A 21,981-nucleotide genomic window follows, 5' to 3' on the forward strand; every position below is an offset into this window, starting at 1 on the left:
CGCCTGGTACGACCGCACGGTGGTCCTGGACGCCCTGGAGCGCCTGCGCGCCCTCGGCCGCTCCGGCCGGGGAGCGAGGTTCCGGCGGTCCTGAAACCGATGGCACGCCCCGCCGTAACCGGAATCCCCTGGTCCGGCGGCCGTGCCGGGTGTGGGGTGGCCCGGCCGGGGCATCCGGAGTGCCGGGAGGTCGACATGAACACGAGTGCGATGGCACAAGGCGGTCGGATCCGGGCCCGGCGAGCGGCGCGGGGTTCGGTGACCGAGGGGGCGGCACGGGCGGGCCTGGCCGCCCGGGGTGTGATCTATCTGCTCGTCGGGGCCCTCGCCCTGCAGATCGCCTTCGGCGACACGGGCGAGCAGGCCGACCGCGGGGGAGCCCTGGCGGAACTGTCGCAGAAGCCGTTCGGCGCGGTGCTGCTGTGGGCCTTGGGCATCGGCCTCGTCGGCATGGCCCTGTGGCGGCTGTCCGAGATGATGTTCGGCTCCGTCGGAAAGGACGGCCGCAGCGCACGCAAGCGGCTGCTGGCGACGGCCCGCTTCGTGTTCTACGCCTTCGTCGCCTACTCCGTGCTGTCGTTCGCGGCGAACCGCGGCGGGAGCGGCTCCGGATCCAGCGACCGGCAGTCCGAGGACGCCACCGCCAGGGCACTGGAGATGCCCGCGGGCCAGTGGCTGGTCGGCGCGGCCGGCCTCGCGATCGTCGCGGCGGGCGGGTGGATCGGCGTACGGGCGGTGCTCCGCAAGTACCACGACAAGCTCCGGCTCGGGCAGATGAGCCCCCGGACACGGCGGCTGGTGGACGTCACCGGCGTGGCCGGCGGCGCCGCCCGCGGGCTGGTGTTCGCGGTGGCCGGCGTCTTCGCCGTCCGCGCCGCGGTCGACTACGAACCCGATCGGGCCAAGGGCCTGGACGACACGCTGCGCAGCTTCGCCGACACCCCCTTCGGCCCCTGGCTGCTGGTCTTCGTCGCGGCCGGGCTGGTGCTGTTCGGAGTGTTCTCCTTCGCCATGGCCCGCTGGCGCCGCGTCTGAGCCGCGCCATGCGGGGAACACGAAGCGAATGAGCGATTCCGAGATTCCGCATGGCGACGGCCGGCCCGTGGACATGTACCTGGACCTCCTGCGCATCCGGATGGACACGGAGGACTACCGCCTCCTGATGCGCGTGGTGGAACCGGTCCTCGAGGCGATCGACGAGGAACGCCTGTCCAGCCTCGACTTCGCGCTCGACTCAGGGGCCAACGACGAACTGCCCCAGGAGGTGCGGGACGAGGTGGCCCTCGTCATCGCCACCGCCGTCACCGGTCGCCTGGACAACGAAGTGATCGAACTCGACGTCGACGAGACCGGCCCGGTCAGGATCGTCACGGACGCGTCCACCGCGTCCGACCCGGTCCGCCTCGGCGAGATCGCCGACTACATCAAGGAACGGCACCGGCAGACGGAGGAGCTGCGGGGCATCGCCGAGGTGAGCGGATTGCCCACGGACTTCTGAGCGGCGCCGACCCTCAGGCCCGGGGTTCCGCCATCGGCACGCCCAGCGGCCGCGCGAGACCCACCACGGCCTCGTCCAGCCGCTCCAGATGCCGCAGCACGCGGTCGGTGATCCGGCCGTAGCGCGGTGTGCCGGCGTCGGACCCCAGCAGCGAGGCGATGCTCGGCCCGGTCTCGACCCGTGCGGCGGCATGCTCGTCCGCGACTCGGGCCGCGATGGTCTCGATGTTGCGCACGGTGCGCCCCGCGGCCCCGCGCAGCCGGGGGTCCGCCGCGATCGAGGGATGCGTGGGCAGCAGCTCGGCGGTGGCCGCCAGCGTCCGCGCGTGGTACGCGCACGTCTCCAGAAGCGCCACGACGTACCGGGCCGTGTGGCGCCGGGCCCGCAGCGGCGTGACCGGATGGGTCAGCGGCTGCGTGGCGGCCCGCAGGTCGGCCAGCGCCTGGTCCAGGTCGCGCGCCTTGTCCAGCAGCTCGTCCGCCGGCCCGCCGCTGAGCTGGCCGACCGCGGCCTCGGTGACCTCGGCCAGCCGGTCCAGGACGGTGCCGAGCAGCTCGTTCGTACGGCGGTCGGTCCGCACCGGCAGCACCAGCGCCGCCGCGACCACCCCGCAGGCCGCCCCGAGCGCCGTCTCCTCCACCCGCAGCAGCAGCACGTCGAGGCTGTAGGTGTGCAGCAGCGTGTACAGCAGCCCCAGCATCGCGGTCACGAAGAACGACATCAGCGTGTACGACAGCGGTGCCACATAGAACATCGCGAAGATCAGCACCAGGACCAGGCCGAACGCCGTCCAGGTGTGCTGCCCGACCAGACCCGCCAGGACGATGCCCGCCACCACGCCGAACACCGTGCCCAGCAGCCGGCGGTAGCCCTTGACGAGGATCTCGCCCGTCGAGGCGGTGTTGAGGAAAACGATCCAGCACGTCAGCACCGCCCAGTACCAGCGCTGCGTGGACAGCAGCTCGCCGCCCACGATCGCCAGTGTCGACCCGACGGCGACCTGCACGGCCGCGCGCGTGGTGGGCCGCCGCAGCCCCGTCTCCTTCTCCTCCGCCGGCGCCTCGCCGCCGTCGATCGCGGCGTCCTCCGCGTCCAGTTCCTCGCGGGAGCGGGCCGTCGCGGGGGTGTCGTCCGACTCGTCCTGCGGGCCGTCCAGGGCGATCCGCAGCCCCAGCACCGAGCGCGCGGCCTCGCCGATGCCCCGGAACACGTCCTGGACGGCGGCGGGCGCCGGCGGCAGGTTCTCCTCGTCCCGGTAGCCGAGGAGCCGGTTGCGCACATGGGCCAGGGCGGTCCCCGAGTCGCCGCTCCCGGCCCGCAGCACGAGAGCGCGCAGCGCCTGGAGATCACGGCGGAGCGTGGCCGTGGCCTCGTCCGGCACGGCCGGCTGCCCCACCGACGGCGCGGGAGCGCCCGGCAGGTGCAGGGTGAGCGTGTCGGCCCGTTCGGCGCTGCGGGAGGTCAGCAGCAGCAGGCCGAGCCGCTCGGCGGCGATCTCGGCGTCCGCGATACGGCGCTGCACGAGACGGGCCGCCGACTCGTCCGGGGTGCCGTCCTCCAGCTGCGCCTGGATCATCATCGCCGTCTCGTGCAGCCGCGCCGTGCCCTCGCGCACGGCCTCCAGGGCCTTGTCCATCTCGTCCGGGGCGGCGTCGAGAAGGTCGAGCTGCGCGGACACCAGCTGGGCGAGCCGGGCGCGGAAGGCCAGGCGCAGCCGCAGCAGGACGCCCGTGGGGGTCGCGGGCACGACCGCGAAGCGCAGAACGGCACTGGAGCAGAACGCCAGGGCGATGGCACCGCACAGCGGGGGCAGCGAGGAGACCTCGGCGCCGACGAACAGGGACAGGAAGTAGACCTGGAAGCCGATCAGCCCGAGCGCGGTGCCGCGGTCGCCGAACCGGCGGCCGTAGACCGCGCAGAAGATCAGGACGACGAAGAAGACGTCACCGACGTACAGACGCGCGTTGAGCACCGCGCCCAGCGTCACGGAGACCAGCGCCACCGGAAGACCCAGCGCCAGCGTCACGGCCTGGGCGCCGAGCTGCTTCTCCCGGATGGCGAAGGTGGCGACCATCGCCGCCATGGCCCCCGCCACCAGGAGATGCACATCGGCCCCGAGCAGGGCGAGCACGGCCAGCGTGAGGGCGATGGCGCCGACCGTCCGCAGCCCGGCCGTCAGGCGCAGCAGCCCCGGGTCGGACGCCGCGATCCGGTCCCGCAGTCGTGCCCGAACCGAGCGTCCCGCTGCCCTCACGCCGCCGCACTCTCTTCCGACTCACACCAAGATCCGCACCTCAGCATGACATGCCACGAGCGGAAGGTTCCCTCCGGCCCGGCCCTACTCCTGCCGGGCGGTTCCCTCGACGTGAGCCCGCACCTGTTCCGGCGTCAGATAGGCGTCGGTGTACTCGAAGTCCTTCAGCCTGGCGGCCTTGCGGGCCTGGAAGCCGGTCCGTACGAAGTCGTCGCCGGCGACCGCGTTGAGGAGCCAGTTCGTCATCACCCGGGTCTTGGCGACGTTGGTGCGCAGCGCCGACCAGTGGTAGCCGCGTGCCACGGCCTGGGCGGGCAGGCCGCGCAGTTCGATGCCCAGCGGCTTGGAGACCGCGTCGGTGCCGCCGAGGTCGACGACGAGCCCCAGGTCCTTGTGGACGTAGGGCCGCATCGGCCCGCCCCGCAGCGACGCGATGACGTTGTCGGCGACGTGCCGGCCCTGGCGCAGGGCGTGCTGCGCGGTGGGCGGGCACATGGCGCTGTCGTCGCCCTTGGCCAGGTCGGGCACGGCGGCCGAGTCGCCGAGCGCGAACACCCCGTCGTTGCCCGGCAGGTTCATCTCGGGGGCGACCGCGAGCCGTCCCTTGACGGTCTCCGCGCCCAGCGTGGCGATGAGGGGGCTGGCGACGACCCCGGCCGTCCAGATGAGCGTGCGGGTCGGGATCACCCGCCCGTCGGTGAAGGTGACCTCCTCCGGGCCCGCCTTCGCGATGGAGACGCCGAGGGAGATCTCGATGCCCCGTCGGCGCAGGATCTCCTGGGCGCTGCTGCCGAGCTTCTCGCCGAGCTCCGGCATCAGCTTCGGCGCGATGTCGATCAGATGCCACTTGATCAGGCCCGGGTCCAGCCGCGGGTAGCGCTTCACGGCCGCGTGCGTGAGCCGCTGGAGGCACGCCGCGGTCTCGGTGCCCGCGTAACCGCCGCCGACCACCACGAACTGGAGCCGCGAGGCCCGCTCGACCGGGTCCTGGCTCGCGTCGGCCAGGTCCAGCTGCGAGATGACGTGGTCACGGATGTACGCCGCCTCGGCGAGCGTCTTCATCCCGAACGCGTGGTCCGTCAGCCCCGGGATGTCGAAGGTGCGGGTGATGCTGCCGGGGGCCAGCACGATGTAGTCGTACGGCTCGTTGACGATCTGGTCGGTGATCGTGCGGATGACGCAGACCTTTGACTTCAGATCGACGCCGATGGCCCCGCCCGGAATGATCCGCGTGCGGTACTTCTTGCTGCGGCGCAGCGAGACGGCGATCGACTGCGGCGTCAGCACGCCGGAGGCGACCTGGGGGAGCAGCGGCAGGTAGAGCTGGTAGGCGAACGGCGTCACCAGCGTGACGTCGGCCTCGTCCGGGGAGAGTTTCCGTTCCAGACGGCGGACGCACTCCACACCGGCGAAGCCTGCGCCAACCACCAGGATCCTGGGTCGTGTCACGGTGTTCATCCCTTTCTGCGGCTCCAGGCGGTCTGCCTCGAACGCCTATCGACTGCCCCTGGATCGCTGGTTCGCACCCCATCGATCCCACCGCGTCTTCGACCGGCACGCCAGTCGGACGCGGCAGGCAGACGAACGCGTCGATCACCACCATGCCCGCCCCATGGCCGAAAGGCACCAGGCGGGAGTGAAGAACGCGTGCACACACGGTCGGCCGGACCCGCGTCAGGACTCGGCGTCCCCTTGGACATGACACAGCAGCAGACACACGTCGTCGTCGCGCTCGGAGTCACTCAGCAGCGGATGAAGGATCCGGTCCGCCGAGCCCTCCAGGTCCGCGTCCAGCTCCGCCGAACGGAACCCGCCGAGCGCCGAGGCCAGCCGCTCGATGCCCGGGTCTATGCCCTGCGCGCGCCGTTCGACCAGCCCGTCCGTGTACAGCGCGAGCGTCGAGCCGGGCGACAGACGCACCGTGTGGTCGCCGATCTCCTGGGTGAGGGGGATGCCCAGCATGGCGCCGGGTTTGGCGTCGAGGGTGCGCACGGTGCCGTCGGGCAGCCGCAGCACCGGCGGCGGATGGCCGGCGGCGGCCCAGGTCAGCGTGGGCTCGTCCGGGTGGAACCGGGCGATGACGGCGGTGGCGTACAGGTCCGGCTGGAGATGGTGCAGGAACCGGTGCAGCCGGGTCAGCAGCCGGCCCGGGCTGTCGCCGTCGACGGCGTACGCCCGCAGCGCGGTGCGCAGCTGGCTCATCATGACGGCCGCGTGCAGACCGTGCCCGGTCACGTCGCCGACGACGGTGATGAGACCGCCGTCCCGCTGGGGGAACGCGTCGTACCAGTCGCCGCCGATGTTCAGCCCGTGGGTGGCGGGCAGATAGCGCGCGGCCAGGCTGAGGCCCGGCGTGGCCGGCAGGTCCGTGAGCAGGGCACGTTGCAGCGTCTCGGCGATGTCGCGGTTGTGCTCGAAGCGCCGGGCGTTGTCGATCGCGATGCTGGCCCGCCGGGTGAGCTCGATGAGCATCACGGCGTCGTCCGGGTCCCAGCGCGCACCGGGCGGCGACAGGGTCAGCACCCCGAGTGGCGCCCGCCGCGTCGGCAGCGGCACGCACAGCAACGGCCGCGTGGGATCCAGCGCGGACGGCGGGTGGTCGTCGACGCCGGGCAGGCCACCGGGATGGTCGGCCGCGTACTGCGGCCGCCCGGTCCGGGCCGCGACCACGGCGGCGGCCGGATGCGGCGCCGACCGGTTCTTGTCGTCCTCGTGGTCGAACAGCCAGACGTCGACACTGCGGGCGTACTCCGGCACCAGCAGGTCCGGCAGCCGGCGCACGATCTCCTCGTGGTTGAGCGAGGCCGTCAGCACGGCGCTCGCGTCCGCGAGGAACGTCAGTCTGCGGCGGGCGCTCTCCGCCTCGTTGCGTGCCCTGCGCTCGGCGGCGAAGGCCTCGCGCTGGGCCCGGCCCGCCGCGTCCAGCTCGGCGTGCAGCGCCAGGACGCCCTGGTTCGTCTGGTGCAGCTCCTCGCGGTGGAAGGCGACCAGATCCTCCTGCTCGCCGAGCTTGTCCAGCACCACGGCCGTGTCCTCGTCGGCGCCGAGCAGCGCCTCCGCGAGGGCGGCGGGATCGTCCTCGACGGCGCCGCCCTCCGTGGCCCGGGCCGCCTCGGGGCAGGGGACCGTGACCTCCCACGGCGGCTCCCCGGCGGCGGCGGACGCGTCCGGCGACGGCGTCACCACGGCGTGCAGCAGCCCCTCCTCGGCGGGGGCCCCGGCCATGTCCAGGGTGAGCAGCCAGGTGCCGCCCTTGGTGAGGCACTGCCGCAGGTGGGCGCTGAGCGCGGCGGCCAGCCTCGTCCGTTCGACGGTGGGCACACCGTACGCGGCGGCCAATCGCGCGAGGGCGATGCGGGCGCGAGCCGCGTCGGTGACGGTGGTGATCTGCCAAGTGCGCATCATGGGTGTTCCGGCGGGATCGGAGTCAGCACGGCCACGGCGGTGTCGTCCCGCACCGGACGGGCGGGACTGCTCGCGTCACGTATCGCCACGGCGGCCGTCACGGCCGGGTCGGCCGCGGGCAGAACGGCGTCGGACGGCGGCGTCCAGCGGCTGGGCAGGCCGTCGGTGTGCAGGACCAGCAGCCGGTCGGCCGCCCAGTCGGCCTCCTCCTCACGGAGGGTGGCGGGCCGGTGCACGCCGACGATGCCGGGCCGCGACAGCAGCGGACGCCAGGTGCCGTCCGTGCGCAGCCGCGCCCCCACGTTCCCTATGCCGGCGAACCGCAGCCGCCCGGCCCGGACGTCGAGCTGGGCCAGGGCGACGGCCGCGCCCCGGGTGCCCTTCAGCGCGTCGTGGAGCCGTTGCAGCGACTCGGCGGGGGAGAGGTGAGCCCAGCGGTGCAGCGCCGCCACCGCCGCGGACGAGGCCCGGGCCGCCTCCGGGCCGTGCCCCAGACCGTCCGCCAGCATCAGCGTCAGCCGGTCCCCGGAACGGACCCACGCCCAGGCGTCACCCGAGTACTCGGCTCCGCCGTAGGGGATGTTCACGCCGCCGGCGCGCACGCCGGCGACGGGCAGGGACCGGTCTCCCGGCGTACCGGGCCGCTCCTCACGCCCCGGCACCCCGCCGCCCGGAACACCAAAGACCTGCCGGGAACCGGTCTGGTTCCCGACGACACCACCGTCCCCGGGCAGGCTCCCGGTCTGCCCGGCGAACCCCGGCGCGCCGCCGGGCACCGCCGCGTGCCCCGTCAGGGCGCCGCACGCCACGGCTCCCACGGGCGCGTCGCCGTCCCCTGAGGCACCGCCCGGCCACCAGCCGCCGGTGGACACCCCGCCCTCGGACCACGCCGGGGCGACACCGCCCGGCGCGTCCGCGACAGCCGGACCACCGGCCGGGCCCCGGCTCCCCGGCGCCCCCTCGGCCCGCAACCGCACGGCCGGACCGCCGCCACCGCGGGGCGTGGTGCCCACGCGGGCCACCGCGACCGTGCCGCGGCCGGGCGTGCTGTGCAGGGCGAAGTCGTCCGCGAGACGCTGACACGTGCCGAGGCCCGCGCCGAGCGAGCTGGTCGTGGAGAAACCGTCGCGCAGGGCCGCCGGTACGTCCGCGATGCCCGGGCCGTGGTCGATCGTGGCGATCTGCACGACCCGGGACTCCGCACGGCCCTCCCGCGGCGCGGGCGGCGCCACCACGTCGATGAGCACCTGACCGCCCTCGGCGTGCTTGAGCAGATTCGTCGCGAGCTCGGTCGCGACCAGCGCGGCGGCCGCGGTGCGCCGCTCGTCGAGACCGGCCAGCGCCGCCGCGCCCTCCGCGGCGACCCGCGCGTCGCGCACCCGCGTCGCGTCGCGCACCGGGACGTCCCACACCCGCGGCATCAGGCCTCCTCACGCGGCCGCGGCGGCTGGGCCACCCAGCAGGTCACCCGCACGGTGGTGCCGTCGCCCGGCGTGCTCTCGATGTCGAAGTCGTGCACCAGGCGCCGCGCGCCGCTCAGCCCCATCCCCAGCCCGTCGCCGGAGGTGTAGCCGTCGCTGAGCGCCTGGTCCAGGTCGGCGATGCCCGGCCCCTCGTCGGTGAAGGCCAGCCGGAGACCCTGCGCACCCCCGCTGCTGAGGTGCGTCGCCTCCATCTGTCCGCCACCGCCGTGCACCAGGGTGTTGCGGGCCAGCTCGCTGGCCGCCGTGACCAGCTTGGTCTGCTCCACCAGGCCGAAGCCGAGCCGGGCCGCGGCCTGCCGCACGTGTTGTCGTACCCACACCAGGTCCATGTCCGACCGGATGGGCAGGCAGGCCTCCACGCCCGCGGCAGTGTGCATCACGGACTCTCCTGACGCGGGCCGCGCGGACGGTACGCCGGGGTCTGCTGCGAGAGGAGCTCCATGCCCGCCTCCGTGCTGAGCGCCGTGGTCAGCCCCGGCAGCGTCAGGCCCAGTTCCGCCAGGGTGATGGCGACCGCCGGGCGCATGCCGGCCACCACGGTCCGCGCGGCCAGCAGCTTGGCCTGCGCGGCGATCTCGGCCAGCACCCGGCCGAGGAACGAGTCGACGATCTCCACACCGGAGATGTCGATGAGGACACCATGCACCCCGGTACGGGAGATGGTCTCCGCGAGATCCTGCTGGAGCTGCTGCGCCGTGCTGTCGTGCAGGTCCCCCTGGAGCGTGACCAGCAGGACGTCGCCGAGCCGGAGAACCGGCACGTGGCCCGGGACGGGACGGGAGTACGCGTCGCTCACCGCTGACCCGCACCCGGGTTCACGATGTCCGTGCCGAGCTCGTGCAGGGCGTAACCCAGCGCGTCGGCGAGGCTCGCACGGGTGATCACGTCGAGGTCCAGACCGAGGTGGACGATGGTCTGCGCGATGGCGGGGCGGATGCCCGAGACGATGCACTGGGCGCCCATCAGCCGCGCCGCGGCGACCGTCTTCATCAGATGCTGCGCCACCAGCGAGTCCACCGTCGGCACCCCGGTGATGTCGAGGATCGCGAACCGGGCGTGCTGGTCGACGACGGCGTTCAGCAGCGTCTCCATCACCACCTGGCTGCGGGCGCTGTCCAGCGTCCCGATCAGCGGCACGGCCACGACACCGTCCCACAGCCGGATGACGGGCGTCGCCACCTCCATCAGCTGGAGCCGCTGCCGGTCGCTGAGCGCCTGCCACTCGCTCAGCGCCGTCTGCATGGCGACCAGCCGCAGGGTGCCCATCAGCACGGTGAGCGCGGTCGAGCACGCCCGCAGATGCTCGGGCGGCGCATCCTCCAGATCGGAGGCCAGCAGGTTCTCCACGGGCGGCCGCAGAGCGGCCAGCTCGCTGGCGACCTGTGTGTTCGACAGTCCGGCCCGCGAGCGGGCCGCGCCCATCCGGGCCAGCTGCTCGCGCACCCCGCTGAATCCCGCGGCGTCCGGGTCCTCCACCTGCTCCGAGTCGGCCACCTGGGCCAGCGCGTCCACGACGACCTTGCTCGCTTCCACCGCCTCGTCGCGCGAGACGGTGAACACCGTGCGGAACAGGGGCTCGTCCGCCCATCGCTGGGCGATCTGCTCACGCCTGCGGTGCAGGAAGTCCCTGACCTCGTGCGTCGGCGTGGCGAGCTGTCCGTCCGCTTCGTGCTCCGGCACGTTCTCTCCTCATCCGCGTTGCGTCGACCGAGCCCGCCTCAGGCAACGGGACGGTGCTGTGACACTTGCCGGGCGACAACTCTAACCATGCGCCGACCTCGCACGACACCGGATCCGGCGCAACCGATGCGGTTCCGGGGAACGGGGATTGGCCACCGCCGTCACCGGCGCGCGCAAGCACGAAACGCCGTCCGGGCGCGGCGGAGCGAGGGCACCGGAACGCCGGTTCCGCCGACGGCCCGTCAGGCGCTCTGCGCCCCYGGCTCCTCGGGGGTGTCCGGCACCTCGTCGGCGCGGGCCAGAGCCTCGTCGACGCTCTCCGATATCGGCACCGTGATGCTGACGCCGGTCAGGTCGAGGACGCGCCGCACGGCCGGCGTCGGGCTGATGACGTGCACGCTGCCGGCGGTCCTGCGGGTCTCCTGGTACACCCGCAGGATGATGTTCATCCCGGACGAGTCCATGAAGGGGACGGACGAGAGATCGAGCAGGAAATGCCGTCGGCCGTGGTGGAGTTGGTTGGCCAGATGGGCCTGGAACTCGGTCGCGGTGTCGACGTCCAGGTAGCCGTCGACCGTGATCAGGGCCACGTCCTCCCGGGGCAGTTCGACTTCCACGGACAGCGGGTTCTGGGCGAGGGGCACGGGTACCTCCATCAAGTGCTACGGCCTGGGCAGGTCACCTCTGCGGATGACCGCGGTGCGGGGCGATGCCGGTCGTGGAGCGGGCTCTGCTGCTGTTTGTCATGTGCCTCCCTTCGCTACCGGGCTCCGTTTCCACCGCGCCCCCGCGATTACCCCGGAAACCGCCCTCCATGCCCCCGGGTGAGGAACCCTGCCGAAGCCCGTCGCCGACGACGTACGGTGGCACGTGTGTGCGCCGAATGCGCTTCCGGCAGGAGGGTAGTTGGGCTGTGGAGCGAGGCGGGCGGGAACCGCCCGCCGGGCTCCGCGATCCGCACACCGTCAGGGAGGATGGAGCAGCGTGGCCATCGACAGAATCTGGTCGTACGCGCCGGACAGCGGTTACACCGAGGGGCAGGACCTGACCGGTTTCACCGTCGCCGCGACCGACGGCACGATCGGGCACGTGGACCGCGAGGACGCCCCGCACGGCATGCGGCACCTGGTCGTCGACACCGGTGTCTGGGTGTTCGGCCGCAGCGTCCTGGTGCCGGCCGGAGTCGTCACCGGCATCGACACGCAGGGCCGGAGGATCACACTGGCCTGCACCAGGGCAGACGCCAAGGCGGCACCCCGCTTCCAGACCGACAGCGAGACCAGGGACAGGGGGTACCTCACGGCCGTGGGCGACTACTACGACCGGCTGCCACCGCGCGCGACGACTTCGGCCTGACCGAGCCCTGAGCCCTGAGCCGGTCACGGGCGTGCCGCGCCCGTGACCGGCTCAGGGCTCACCAGGGCAGGAACACGTGTATGTCCTTGCCGCGCTCGTCGCTCACCACGCTGACCTGGTCGCACAAGGTGTGGATCAGGTGCCAGCCGATGCCGCCACCCCCGCTGCGCGGATCGAACGGGCGCGGGGCCGGCTCCGTGGAGCTGGTGTCGTGCAGGACCACATGCACGCCGTCGAAGGTCCGGCGCATCCGCAGCGCGAACGGACCCGGGGCGTACTGGACCGCGTTGGCGGCCAGTTCCGTCACCACCAACAGGATGTCGTCCCAGTACTCGGGGGCAGAGGGCGGCGAGGAGCGTGACAGATCACGCAGGAACTCCTCCGCGGCCAGCCGCGCTCCCGTCACGTCGTGCGGCTCGCCCACGAAGCTGTTCGTGCGGCTCGGGATCTCCTCGGAGGTCAGTGCGTCATCCCCACGCGGCTCGGTTGACATATCGCCTTTCCGGCCCGGCGTCAGCAAGGCTGCCGTCAGGGCTGTCGTCCTTTCTCTTGCGTCGCCACTGTTGCGTGTTCCCGAGGGGGCGAGGCCTACGCGTCCGGCTCCCCGCTCAGCGGAACACGTTGTCGGAGTCGTCCCAGTTCGATGGTTCGCCCTGGGTGCTCGGCCGCCCGGGACGCCTGCGCGACTCGTACATCGCGTCGATTTCGGACGCGTAGTGCCGCACGATCTCGTCCCTGCGCAGCTTCATCGAGGGCGTCAGCAGTCCGTTGGTCACGTCGAACGGCTCCGGCAGGACCCGGAACACCCGGATCGACTCCGACCGCGACACGGCGCTGTTGGCCGCGGCCACGGCACGCGCCACCTCCTCCCGCAGCGCGTTCTCCTCCCGCGCCTCGCGCATCTCTCCCTGAAGCGCCAGCGCCGCCCGCCAGTGCGCCAGGAACTCCGGATCCAGCGTGATCAGGGCGCCGACACAGGGCCGGTTGTCGCCCACGACCACCGCCTGGTGGATGAGCGGGTGCATCCGCAGCCGCTGCTCCAGGGCGGCCGGGGCGACGCTCTTGCCGCTGCTGGTGATGATGATGTCCTTCTTGCGGCCGGTGATCGTCAAGTAGCCCTCGGAGTCCAGCTGCCCGAGGTCCCCGGTGGCCAGCCAGCCGCCGCGCAGCGCGGCCCGGGTCGCGGCCTCGTCACCGACGTATCCCTGGAACACCGACGGGCCGCGCACCAGGATCTCCCCGTCCTCGGCCACCCGGATCTCCGTGCCCGGCAGGGCCTGCCCGACGGTCCCGGACTTCTCCCGGCCCAGCGGCTGCATCGTCACCCCGCCGCCGGTCTCCGTCAGGCCGTACCCGTCGTGCACGTAGATGCCGATGCCCTCGTAGAAGAGCGACAGGTCGCGGCTGAGGGGAGAGCCGCCGGACGTCGCCCGCCGCACCCGGCCGCCCAGCGCGGCCCGCAGTCTGCGGTACACCGTGCGCTCGTACAGGGCGTGCTGGAGCCGCAGGTCGAAGCGGGGCCCGCGGCCCCGGCCCAGCCGCTGGCGTTCCAGGGCCCCGGCGAAGTCCCGCGCCGTCTCGGCGGCCCGCTCGAACAGACCGCCATGGCCCCCCTGCTGGGCCGTGCGCAGGAAGTTCTTGTAGATCTTCTCGAAGACCGACGGGACCGCGTAGAAGTACGTGGGCCGGAAGGAGCGCAGCGCCGACGCCAGTGCCTCCCCGCCCAGCTCGGCCTGGTGTCCCATCAGCAGGCCGCCGCGCAGGCACAGGCCCTGGATCATCAGCCCGTACACATGGGAGAAGGGCAGGAACGCCAGCACGGAGCCCTGCTCCCCGCGCGGTGCCGCCGTGTGCCCCCAGCCCGTCAGCAGCGTGTCGCAGGGGGCGGCCAGGTTGCGGTGGCTGAGGGCGCAGCCCATGGCGTGGCCGGACGTGCCGGAGGTGTAGGCGATGACGGCCGTGGAGTCCGGCAGCACGATGCGGCGCATCGAATCGACCGTGGCGTGCGGGACGAACTCCCCGCGCGCGGCAAGTTCCTCCAGGGCGCCGGCGTCCAGCTGCCAGACGTGGCGCAGCAGCGGCAGCGACGCGCACACCGAGCCGACGGTCATGACGCCCTGCTCGTCCTCCACCACCACGGCCACACAGCCGGCGTCCCGCAGGATCCACTCGACCTGGTCGCGCGACGACGTCGGGTAGACCGGGACGACCTCGGCACCCACGGCCCACAGCGCGTAGCACAGGACCGTCCACTCGTACCGGGTGCGCGCCATGATCGCCACGCGCTGCCCCGGTGCCAACCCGGAGGCGATCAGCCCCTTGGCGACGTCCACCACCTCGTCGCGCAACTCGACCGCCGTGACCTCCTCCCAGGAGGCGGAGGCCGGGTCGGCGCGGCGCGCGAGCACCGGCCGGGTGGGTTCGCGGTCCGCCGTCTCGAAGACGCTGTCGGCGAGCCCTCCGGTCAGCGGCGAGACGGCCGGTGGAGCGAGGGCGAGGTCGCGCATGCACTGCTCCTGACGTGTACGGGGTGTGACATTGCCGACGGGTAGCGTCATCGGCGGGGCTCGAATGTAGTCGAGCCGCGACCGTCAGGGGTCGGGAAATACGGAAGTCGTCCCACTGATGATCTCGGCGTGATCGGGGGACCCGGACGGCATGAGTCACATCAGTCCCGATCCCGAACCCGAACGCACCTCCGGCCTGGAACCGGGCGGCGGCGTACCACCGGGCGAGACCCCGCCCGCGGAGAGCAGCATGCCCGAGGCGGGGCCCCGGGAGACGCACAACCCGCCCAAGGGCTGGGCCAAGGCACCGATGGCCGTGATCCTCGCCCTCGTGGTGCTGATCGCGGCGTTCTTCCTGGCCTACGCCCTCGTTCTGATCCTCTGAGCCCGTCTCCGGAAGAAGGCGGGACGGAAGAAGGCGGGACGCCTCACGCCTGTGTGTGGCGGACGCACTCGGTGACGACGTCCCGCAGGCTCCCCGTGCGCTCCATCAGCGCGCGCTGCACCTGTGCGCCGTTGCCGTCCCGCAGCAGCTCCTCGCAGGCGGTCCGGGCCCGATCGAGGTCACCCGTGTCCGCGAGGGCCTCCTCCACATGGTCCAGCAGGGCACGGACGACCGCCTCGGCGGGCAGGCGCCGCATGGTCGCGGGGTGCAGCAGCTCGCCCGAAAGGCCGGACCGGGCGGCCAGCCAGTCGGCCAGCCGCAGCAGGCTGACACTGTGACCGAGCGGTTCCCGGCCGGCCCGCCACTCGCGTGCGGCGGTCTCGACCAGCCCGCGGACGAGCGTGGCGACCAGCGCGGCCGTGCCGGAGTGCAGACAGACGTCCGACACCCGGACCTCCACCGTCGGATACCGCTGGGACAGCCGCGCGTCGAAGTAGATCATCCCGTCGTCGAGGAGAGCGCCGGTGGCCACCATGTCCGCGATGAGACGGTGGTACCGCTCGGCCGAGCCGAAGATCTCCGTCGGGCCGGCCGACGGCCAGCGCAGCCACACCCGGCTGCGGTAGCTGCTGTACCCGGTGTCCTTGCCCTGCCAGAACGGCGAGTTCGCACTGAGCGCCGTCAGGACCTGGAGCCAGGGCCGCACCCGGTCGATGACCGCGACGCCCTCCTCGTCGGACTCGACGGACACGTGCACGTGGCAGCCCAGGACGAGCTGCTCCCGGGTGGCGATGCCGTACTGCTCGGCCATCCACTGGTACCGGCGGTTGACTCCCACCGCGGGGCTGACCGGCAGCGGGGACGTGGCGAGCGCCGCGACCGTGCAGCCGATCTCCCCGGCGTGCCGGGCCGCCTCCTTGCGGCAGCGGACGATCTCCGCGCGCAGGCTCTCCATGGACGACTGCGGATGGGTGGCGAACTCCAGCATCTGCTCGTGGAGTTCCTTCTCGAAGACGTCCTGATCCGCGTCGTCCTGCTCGGCCCTGGCGAGCACCGCCGCCGACATCGCCTGCGGTTCCCCGGTCTCGGGGTCGACCAGGAGGAGCTCCTCCTCCACTCCGACGGTGCGCACCGTGATGCCCGCCCTTCTGTGACCCTGCGGCGTCGACCACCGGGTGTTCCCGGTGGTACGACACCCAGTGCCCCTCACAGGCCGGTTGGACACCTGGTGCGGCTGTGTGACCTCACGGAGCGAACGGCGTCAACCACACGGTGGCCAGCGGCGGCAGCGTGATCCGGACACACCCGTCCTCCGGCTTGACCGGATCCGGGTTGGTGACCCCGCTGCCGCCGTAGCGCAGGTCGTCGGTGTTGAGGGTCTCCTGCCAGGCGACGGCGTCGCCCGGGACCCAGAGGCCGTAGTCGTGCCGGACGACCGGGGAGAAGTTCGACACCGCCAGCAGCGGCCTGCCCTCCGCGTCGTACCTCAGGAACGCGAAGACGTTGTCGTCGGCCGAGTCCACCGCCACCCACCGGAAGCCCTCCGGGCGGGTGTCACACTGCCACAGCGCCGGCGTCGCCAGGTACGCCCTGTTCAGGTCACGGACCAGGTCGCGCACACCCCGGTGGTCACCCGCCGAGTGGTAGCCATCGTCGAGCAGCCACCACTCCGGCCCCTGCTCCACCGACCACTCGGCTCCCTGCGCGAACTCCTGCCCCATGAACAGCAGCTGCTTGCCCGGGTGGCTCCACATGAAGCCGAGGTAGGCCCGCACGGTCGCGCGCCGCTGCCACCAGTCGCCCGGTGCCTTCGACACCAGCGCCTGCTTGCCGTGGACGACCTCGTCGTGGGAGATCGGCAGGACGTAGTTCTCGCTGTAGGCGTACACCATCGAGAAGGTCATCTCGTGGTGGTGGTACTTGCGGTGCACCGGCTCGTGGGAGAGGTACTCCAGCGAGTCGTGCATCCAGCCCATGTTCCACTTCAGGCCGAAGCCGAGCCCGCCGGTGTCGGTGGGCTTGGTCACTCCGCCCCAGGCGGTGGACTCCTCCGCGATCGTCACCACGCCGGGGGCTCGCCGGTACACGGTGGCGTTCATCTCCTGGAGGAACGCCATGGCCGCCAGGTCCTCCCGGCCGCCGTAGGCGTTGGGCTCCCACTGGCCGTCCTCGCGCGAGTAGTCCAGGTAGAGCATCGAGGCGACCGCGTCCACGCGCAGCCCGTCGATGTGGAACTCCTCGCACCAGTACACCGCGTTCGCCACGAGGAAGTTGCGCACCTCGGTACGGGCGAAGTCGAACTCGTACGTGCCCCAGTCCGGGTGCTCGGCGCGCCGCGCGTCCCCGGGCTCGTACAGCGGGTCCCCGTCGAACCGGGCCAGTGCCCAGTCGTCCTTCGGGAAGTGCGCCGGCACCCAGTCCATGATCACGCCGATGCCCGCCCGGTGGCAGGCGTCGACGAAGTACCGGAAGTCGTCCGGGGTCCCGAGCCGCGCGGTCGGCGCGTAGAAGCCGGTGACCTGGTAGCCCCAGGAGCCGTGGAAAGGGTGCTCGGCGACCGGCATCAGCTCGACGTGCGTGAAGCCGAGGTCCTTGACGTACGCCGGGAGTTCCTCGGCGAGCTGCCGGTAGTCCAGCCCCGGCCGCCAGGACGGCAGGTGCACCTCGTACACCGAGAACGGCGCCTCGTGCACCGGCGTGTCCGCCCGGTGCGCCATCCACTGAGCGTCGCCCCACTCGTAGTGCGAGTCCGTCACGATCGACGCCGTGTCGGGCGGCTCCTCGGTGCGGCGGGCCATCGGGTCCGCCTTCAGGAAGCGGTGGCCGTACCGGGAGGTGATCTCGAACTTGTACGCCGTGCCCTCGCCGACGCCCGGCAGGAACAGCTCCCACACACCGGACGCGCCGAGCGAGCGCATCGGGAACTGCGTCCCGTCCCAGTAGGTGAAGTCCGCGGCGACCCGCACGCCCTGGGCGTTCGGCGCCCACACCGTGAACCGGGTACCGGCCACGCCCTCGTGGGTCATGGGCTGCGCGCCGAGCGCCTGCCACAGCTGCTCGTGCCGGCCCTCGCGGATCAGGTGCAGGTCGAGCTCGCCGAGCGCGGGCAGGAACCGGTACGGGTCGTGCACCTCCTGCTCACCGCCCTCGTACGCCACGTGCAGCGTGTACGCGGGGATCTCCGCCAGCGGCAGTGCCCCGGAGAACAGGCCGTCGCCCTCCGAGACGAGCGGCGTGCGCTTGCCGCCGGTCACCACGCTCACCGAGCGGGCGAAGGGGCGCAGCGCCCGGAACGCGATCCCGCCGGGGACCGGGTGGGCGCCCAGCAGCGCGTGCGGATCGTGGTGGGCGCCCGCCAGCAGGCGCCCGCGGTCCTCCGGGCTCAGGGCGGGCGCGGTCGCGCCCGGGACCGGGCCGGACGGCTCCGGGATTGAGATGTCGCGCAGGGCCACGGCTCAGTCTCCTCTCACAGCGAGGCGCTCGATCGCCGCCATCGGTACAGGCAGCCAGTCGGGGCGGTGCCGTGCCTCGTACAGCACCTCGTACACGGCCCGGTCCGTTTCGTAGGCCCGGAGCAGTCCGTGTTTCTTGCGCGGGTCCCAGCCCGCGCGGGCGGCATAGCCCGCGCAGTAGGTCTCGCGACAGCGTCGCGCCCACTCCGGGCGCCAGGGGCGGCGCTGCCGGGCGGCGTAGTCGAAGGAGCGCAGCATCCCGGCGATGTCCCGCACGGGGGAGTGGGCGCTGCGCCGTTCGGAGAGCGGCCGGGACGGCTCGCCCTCGAAGTCGATGACGAACCACTCGCGTCCGGCCCGCAGCACCTGCCCCAGGTGCAGGTCGCCGTGGATGCGCTGGGCCGGCGGACCGGCGTCGCAGGTGGCGAGGGCGGCGAACGCCGTCCGCAGGCCCGGCACGTACGGCTGGAGCGCGGGCACGCAGTGCGCGGCGGCGGCCAGCCGCTCGGACATCGCGGTCGCCGTAGGCCCGTTCTCCCCGGGCTCACCGACCGGGAAGGCGGAGGCGAGGGCGAGGTGCACCTCCGCCGTGGCCGCGCCCAGCGCCCGTGCCTGGGCCGTGAAGTCGTCCCCGGCGGCCAGGGCTTGCAGCGCCAGCGTCCAGCCGTCCGAGGCGTCCCGCAGATACGGCTGGAGCACGCCGAGGGTGGCCTTGAACGGATGCTTCGTCTGGAACCAGGCCACGGGCGCGGGCACGCGGTGGCAGCCCTGCCTGGCCAGCGCCCCCGGCACCTCCAGGTCCGGGTTGACGCCCGGCTGGATGCGCCGGAAGACCTTCAGGATGTACTCGTCGCCGTACACCAGCGAGGAGTTGGACTGCTCGGCGTCCAGCAGCCGCGGCACCAGTCCGCCGGGCACCGGCTGGTCAGGATCGCAGTCGAACCGCAGGGGGCCGGCGGTGCCGGGATGCCGCAGCCGGTCCAGGAGCAGCTGGGCCGAACGGGGGTCGTGCAGGGCGTCATAGACCGTCAGACCGGCCAGCGGCCCGTCCTGCACCTGCCCGATGAGCGCCCGTCTCAGGCGCGGCGAGGGGTGCTCCCGTACGCCGAGCAGGAGCTGGTAGCAGTCGCCGGCCGGGGGAGCACCGCCCGGGGACGGCACGCCCGTGTGACCGGCGTGGCCGGCATGGACCAGCAGGTGCAGACAGCCCGGGAACAGCTCGGTCATCGACAGCAGGCCGAGCTCCGTCACGGGCCGGTCCTTGCCCGCGAACCAGCGCTGCCGCGGCAGCCAGTCGCGCAGCAGCCCGCCGAGCGACTCCATGGGCTCGGCCAGGCGCGTGAGGCTCGGGCGGAGGGATGCGGTCTTCGGCATGGTCACGCCTCCTTTCGTCGGCGCGTGCTCACAGTCGCTTGCCGATGCGGGATGCGACTCGAGTGAGCCGGAACCAGTAGAAGCCGTGGCCCCCGAGGGTCAGCAGATACGGCAGTTCGCCGATCGCGGGGAAGCGGACCCCGCCGAACAGCTCGACCGGATGGCGCCCGGCGAACTCGCGCAGATCGAGTTCGGTGGGCTGGGCGAACCGCGCGAAGTTGTTCACACACAGCACCAGGTCGTCCTCGTACTCCCGCAGGAAGGCCAGCACCGCGGGGTTGGAGGAGGACAGCTCGGTGTACGAGCCCAGGCCGAAGGCCGGGTTCTGCTTGCGGATCTCGATCATGCGGCGGGTCCAGTGCAGCAGCGACGACGGCGACGACATCGACGCCTCGACGTTGGTGACCTGGTGGCCGTAGACCGGGTCCATGATCGCCGGCAGGTAGAGGCGGCCGGGGTCGCAGGTGGAGAACCCGGCGTTGCGGTCCGGGGTCCACTGCATCGGCGTGCGTACCGCGTCGCGGTCGCCGAGCCAGATGTTGTCGCCCATGCCGATCTCGTCGCCGTAGTACAGGATCGGCGAGCCGGGCAGGGCCAGCAGCAGCGCGGTGAACAGCTCGATGGTGTGCCGGTCGTTGTCCAGGAGGGGAGCCAGCCGCCTGCGGATGCCGATGTTGGCGCGCATCCGGGGGTCCTTGGCGTACTCGGCCCACATGTAGTCGCGCTCTTCGTCGGTGACCATCTCGAGCGTCAGCTCGTCGTGGTTGCGCAGGAACATGCCCCACTGGCAGCCCGAGGGGATGGTCGGGGTCTTGGCCAGGATTTCCGAGACCGGGTAGCGGGACTCGCGCCGCACCGCCATGAAGATGCGCGGCATCACCGGGAAGTGGAAGGCCATGTGGCACTCGTCGCCGCCCGTCGCGTAGTCGCCGAAGTAGTCGACGACGTCCTCGGGCCACTGGTTGGCCTCCGCCAGCAGCACCGTGTCCGGGTAGAGCGCGTCGATCTCGCGGCGGACGCGCTTGAGGAAGGCGTGGGTGGCGGGCAGGTTCTCGCAGTTGGTGCCCTCGGCCGCGTACAGGTACGGCACCGCGTCCAGCCGGAAGCCGTCGATACCGAGGTCCAGCCAGAACTTCAGCGCGGCCAGGATTTCTTCCTGGACGCGCGGGTTCTCGTAGTTGAGGTCCGGCTGGTGGGAGAAGAAGCGGTGGAAGAAGTACTGGCCGCGCACCGGGTCGAACGTCCAGTTCGACGTCTCGGTGTCGACGAAGATGATCCGCGCGTCCGGGTAGCCCTTGTCGTCGTCCGCCCACACGTAGTAGTCGCCGTAGGGCCCGTCGGGGTCCTTCCTCGACTCCTGGAACCACGGGTGCTGGTCGCTGGTGTGGTTCATGACGAAGTCGATGATCACGCGCATGCCGCGCTGGTGGGCGGCGTCGACGAACTCCACGAAGTCGGCCAGATCGCCGAACTCGGGGAGTACGGCGGTGTAGTCGGAGACGTCATAGCCGCCGTCGCGCAGGGGCGACTTGAAGAACGGGGGCAGCCACAGGCAGTCGACGCCGAGCCACTGGAGGTAGTCGAGTTTCGACGTCAGGCCCTTCAGGTCACCGACGCCGTCACCGTCGCTGTCCTGGAACGAGCGGACGAGTACCTCGTAGAAGACGGCGCGCTTGAACCACTCCGGGTCCCGGTCCCTGACGGGGGTGTCCTCGAAAGTGTCCAGCACGGGCTCGTTCACGGTCATGACGTTCCTGCCCCTCCGTTCCCTTGCGCGGCGGGCGGCGACTGGACGTGGAAGACGTGCGCGGGAGCCCGCCCCGGCTCGAGACGCACGTAGTTGTTCCCGCCCCAGTGGTAGGTCTCGCCGGTGAGCTCGTCGCGCACCGGCAGCGACGCGTGCCAGTCCAGGCCGAGCTGCGGCATGTCCAGCGAGACCGTGGCCTCCTGCGGGTGGTGCGGGTCGAGGTTGGCGATCACCAGGACGACGTCGGACCCGGTGCGCTTGCTGTACGCGAGGAGCGCGTCGTTGTCGGTGTGGTGGAAGCGGAGGTTCCTGAGCCGGTGCAGCGCGGGGTGTTCCCGGCGGATGGTGTTGAGCTTGGTGATCAGCGGGGTGATGGTGCGTCCCTCACGTTCGGCGGCCTCCCAGTCGCGGCGCCTGAGCTGGTACTTCTCCGAGTCGAGGTACTCCTCGCTGCCCTCCCTGAGCGGGGTGTTCTCGCACAGCTCGTAGCCGGAGTAGATGCCCCAGGCCGGCGAGAGGGTCGCGGCGAGGACGGCCCGGACCTCGAAGGCGGGGCGCCCGCCGTGCTGGAGGTAGGCGTGCAGGATGTCGGGGGTGTTGGCGAAGAAGTTCGGCCGCATGTAGGAGGCGGCCTCCCCCGACAGCTCCGTGAGGTACTCGGTCAGCTCCTCCTTGGAGTTGCGCCAGGTGAAGTAGGTGTAGGACTGCTGGAAGCCGATCTGGGCGAGGGTGTGCATCATCGCCGGGCGGGTGAACGCCTCGGCCAGGAAGATCACATCGGGGTCGGTGCGGTTGATGTCCGCGATGACCCGCTCCCAGAAGACGACCGGCTTGGTGTG

General features: G+C 72.2%; 18 protein-coding genes and 2 pseudogenes. 4 read left to right on the plus strand and 16 right to left on the minus strand.

What is annotated here, in order from left to right; genetic code table 11:
* Window positions 1–195 precede the first annotated feature (195 nt).
* The gene (locus tag CA983_RS20550) at window positions 196–1,035 is read left to right on the plus strand and encodes a DUF1206 domain-containing protein (protein WP_086602386.1); all 840 of its coding nucleotides are present in this window, start codon (window positions 196–198) and stop codon (window positions 1,033–1,035) included.
* A 28-nt stretch (window positions 1,036–1,063) separates the two neighbouring features.
* Entirely contained in the window at window positions 1,064–1,498 is a 435-nt protein-coding gene (locus tag CA983_RS20555; protein ID WP_086602370.1) for a hypothetical protein, read from the plus strand.
* Window positions 1,499–1,511: 13 nt separating this feature from the next.
* Here the strand turns inward: CA983_RS20555 and CA983_RS20560 are convergent, their stop codons facing one another.
* The 9 genes and pseudogenes from CA983_RS20560 to CA983_RS20595 all read right to left on the minus strand — a co-directional run bounded on the left by CA983_RS20560 (window position 1,512) and on the right by CA983_RS20595 (window position 10,965).
* Window positions 1,512–3,752 (minus strand): FUSC family protein, encoded by a 2,241-nt coding sequence (locus tag CA983_RS20560; protein WP_086602371.1) that lies wholly within the window; start codon window positions 3,750–3,752, stop codon window positions 1,512–1,514.
* An 84-nt stretch (window positions 3,753–3,836) separates the two neighbouring features.
* A complete protein-coding gene (locus CA983_RS20565; protein ID WP_086602372.1) occupies window positions 3,837–5,210 on the minus strand; it encodes an NAD(P)/FAD-dependent oxidoreductase in 1,374 nt (457 codons plus the stop codon).
* 216 nt (window positions 5,211–5,426) lie between these two features.
* A complete protein-coding gene (locus CA983_RS20570; protein WP_086602373.1) occupies window positions 5,427–7,157 on the minus strand; it encodes a PP2C family protein-serine/threonine phosphatase in 1,731 nt (576 codons plus the stop codon).
* Window positions 7,154–7,768 (minus strand): annotated as a pseudogene (locus CA983_RS49570) (SpoIIE family protein phosphatase); the annotation flags it as partial. The gene CA983_RS20570 and the pseudogene CA983_RS49570, both read right to left, overlap by 4 nt.
* 351 nt (window positions 7,769–8,119) lie before the next feature.
* Window positions 8,120–8,578, minus strand: a pseudogene (locus CA983_RS49575) (anti-sigma regulatory factor); the annotation flags it as partial.
* The gene (locus CA983_RS20580) at window positions 8,578–9,018 is read right to left on the minus strand and encodes an anti-sigma regulatory factor (RefSeq protein WP_086602375.1); all 441 of its coding nucleotides are present in this window, start codon (window positions 9,016–9,018) and stop codon (window positions 8,578–8,580) included. The pseudogene CA983_RS49575 and the gene CA983_RS20580, both read right to left, overlap by 1 nt.
* Window positions 9,018–9,437: an STAS domain-containing protein gene (locus CA983_RS20585; protein WP_086602376.1), complete on the minus strand. Its 420-nt coding sequence runs from the start codon at window positions 9,435–9,437 to the stop codon at window positions 9,018–9,020. The genes CA983_RS20580 and CA983_RS20585 overlap by 1 nt, the downstream gene beginning before the upstream one ends.
* A complete protein-coding gene (locus tag CA983_RS20590) occupies window positions 9,434–10,321 on the minus strand; it encodes an STAS domain-containing protein (protein ID WP_086602377.1) in 888 nt (295 codons plus the stop codon). Before CA983_RS20590 ends, CA983_RS20585 begins: the two co-directional genes overlap by 4 nt.
* A gap of 242 nt (window positions 10,322–10,563) precedes the next feature.
* Window positions 10,564–10,965 carry an STAS domain-containing protein gene (locus tag CA983_RS20595; RefSeq protein ID WP_059416947.1) on the minus strand — a complete coding sequence of 134 codons (402 nt, stop codon included), beginning with the start codon at window positions 10,963–10,965 and terminating at the stop codon, window positions 10,564–10,566.
* A gap of 340 nt (window positions 10,966–11,305) precedes the next feature.
* Here CA983_RS20595 and CA983_RS20600 point away from each other — a divergent pair, with 340 nt between their 5' ends.
* Complete coding sequence (locus CA983_RS20600; RefSeq protein ID WP_086602378.1) at window positions 11,306–11,677, plus strand: hypothetical protein; 372 nt, start codon at window positions 11,306–11,308, stop codon at window positions 11,675–11,677.
* 58 nt (window positions 11,678–11,735) lie between these two features.
* Here CA983_RS20600 and CA983_RS20605 read toward each other — a convergent pair whose 3' ends face one another.
* Both CA983_RS20605 and CA983_RS20610 read right to left on the minus strand, forming a co-directional pair.
* Complete coding sequence (locus CA983_RS20605) at window positions 11,736–12,170, minus strand: ATP-binding protein (protein ID WP_086602379.1); 435 nt, start codon at window positions 12,168–12,170, stop codon at window positions 11,736–11,738.
* 115 nt (window positions 12,171–12,285) lie between these two features.
* A complete protein-coding gene (locus CA983_RS20610) occupies window positions 12,286–14,184 on the minus strand; it encodes an AMP-dependent synthetase/ligase (RefSeq protein ID WP_086602380.1) in 1,899 nt (632 codons plus the stop codon).
* 151 nt (window positions 14,185–14,335) lie between these two features.
* Here CA983_RS20610 and CA983_RS20615 point away from each other — a divergent pair, with 151 nt between their 5' ends.
* On the plus strand, window positions 14,336–14,569 hold the full coding sequence (locus tag CA983_RS20615) for a DUF6480 family protein (protein ID WP_086602381.1): 234 nt from the start codon (window positions 14,336–14,338) through the stop codon (window positions 14,567–14,569).
* 43 nt (window positions 14,570–14,612) lie between these two features.
* On the opposite strand, the gene CA983_RS20620 is transcribed toward CA983_RS20615, so the two are convergent.
* The 5 genes from CA983_RS20620 to CA983_RS20640 all read right to left on the minus strand — a co-directional run.
* Window positions 14,613–15,701 carry a glutamate--cysteine ligase 2 gene (locus CA983_RS20620; RefSeq protein WP_086602382.1) on the minus strand — a complete coding sequence of 363 codons (1,089 nt, stop codon included), beginning with the start codon at window positions 15,699–15,701 and terminating at the stop codon, window positions 14,613–14,615.
* A 112-nt stretch (window positions 15,702–15,813) separates the two neighbouring features.
* Complete coding sequence (gene glgB / locus CA983_RS20625; protein WP_086602383.1) at window positions 15,814–18,021, minus strand: 1,4-alpha-glucan branching enzyme; 2,208 nt, start codon at window positions 18,019–18,021, stop codon at window positions 15,814–15,816.
* 3 nt (window positions 18,022–18,024) lie between these two features.
* Entirely contained in the window at window positions 18,025–19,395 is a 1,371-nt protein-coding gene (locus tag CA983_RS20630; protein ID WP_086602384.1) for a maltokinase N-terminal cap-like domain-containing protein, read from the minus strand.
* A 28-nt stretch (window positions 19,396–19,423) separates the two neighbouring features.
* A complete protein-coding gene (gene treS, locus CA983_RS20635; protein ID WP_086602385.1) occupies window positions 19,424–21,142 on the minus strand; it encodes a maltose alpha-D-glucosyltransferase in 1,719 nt (572 codons plus the stop codon).
* The coding region (locus CA983_RS20640; protein WP_143645519.1) for an alpha-amylase family glycosyl hydrolase at window positions 21,139–21,981 on the minus strand (843 nt) is incomplete at its 5' end. The genes treS and CA983_RS20640, both read right to left, overlap by 4 nt.

The organism is Streptomyces swartbergensis, from assembly GCF_002148965.1.
In the GTDB taxonomy this organism is placed as follows: Bacteria; Actinomycetota; Actinomycetes; order Streptomycetales; family Streptomycetaceae; genus Streptomyces; species Streptomyces swartbergensis.

What these genes read in the sequence shown, in the direction of transcription:
- CA983_RS20550 (WP_086602386.1), top strand. Translation starts at nt 196, where the DNA reads ATGAACACGAGTGCGATGGCACAAGGCGGTCGGATCCGGGCCCGGCGA.
- CA983_RS20555 (WP_086602370.1), top strand. Translation starts at nt 1,064, where the DNA reads ATGAGCGATTCCGAGATTCCGCATGGCGACGGCCGGCCCGTGGACATG.
- CA983_RS20565 (WP_086602372.1), bottom strand. Translation starts at nt 5,210, where the DNA reads ATGAACACCGTGACACGACCCAGGATCCTGGTGGTTGGCGCAGGCTTC.
- CA983_RS20570 (WP_086602373.1), bottom strand. Translation starts at nt 7,157, where the DNA reads ATGATGCGCACTTGGCAGATCACCACCGTCACCGACGCGGCTCGCGCC.
- CA983_RS20580 (WP_086602375.1), bottom strand. Translation starts at nt 9,018, where the DNA reads ATGCACACTGCCGCGGGCGTGGAGGCCTGCCTGCCCATCCGGTCGGAC.
- CA983_RS20605 (WP_086602379.1), bottom strand. Translation starts at nt 12,170, where the DNA reads ATGTCAACCGAGCCGCGTGGGGATGACGCACTGACCTCCGAGGAGATC.
- CA983_RS20610 (WP_086602380.1), bottom strand. Translation starts at nt 14,184, where the DNA reads ATGCGCGACCTCGCCCTCGCTCCACCGGCCGTCTCGCCGCTGACCGGA.
- CA983_RS20615 (WP_086602381.1), top strand. Translation starts at nt 14,336, where the DNA reads ATGAGTCACATCAGTCCCGATCCCGAACCCGAACGCACCTCCGGCCTG.
- CA983_RS20630 (WP_086602384.1), bottom strand. Translation starts at nt 19,395, where the DNA reads ATGCCGAAGACCGCATCCCTCCGCCCGAGCCTCACGCGCCTGGCCGAG.
- treS (WP_086602385.1), bottom strand. Translation starts at nt 21,142, where the DNA reads ATGACCGTGAACGAGCCCGTGCTGGACACTTTCGAGGACACCCCCGTC.